Source organism: Azohydromonas lata, assembly GCF_034427735.1.
Taxonomy (GTDB): domain Bacteria; phylum Pseudomonadota; class Gammaproteobacteria; order Burkholderiales; family Burkholderiaceae_C; genus Azohydromonas; species Azohydromonas lata.
Window position 1 is genome coordinate 1 of sequence record NZ_JAXOJX010000241.1, and the last position, 320, is coordinate 320.

The window sequence follows — 320 nt, forward strand, 5'->3', positions numbered from 1 at the left end:
CTCAAGAACGAAGCCAAGGTGATCTGAGCCTCGCAGGCAAGGCATTTGTAGGAGGCCCGCTTGCGGGCCGAATTGCAGCCGACCACGGGTTCGGCCCGCAAGCGGGCCTCCTACCGGCGGCAACACAGGAGATTGCTATGACGGCATTGGTTATTGCCGAACATGACAACGCGGCGCTCAAGGCCGCGACTTTGAACACCGTCACCGCCGCAGCCGCCTGCGGTGGCGAGGTGCACGTGCTGGTGGCCGGCGAGAACGCCGCCGCCGTGGCCCAGGCCGCCGCCCAAGTGCAGGGCGTGGCCAAGGTGCTGCACGCCGAC

Annotated in this window: 1 pseudogene; it reads left to right on the forward strand. The window is 67.2% G+C overall.

Going from position 1 to position 320, the window contains the following annotated elements:
- Positions 1-137: 137 nt before the first annotated feature.
- Positions 138-320, forward strand: a pseudogene (locus SM757_RS35220) (electron transfer flavoprotein subunit alpha/FixB family protein); the annotation flags it as partial.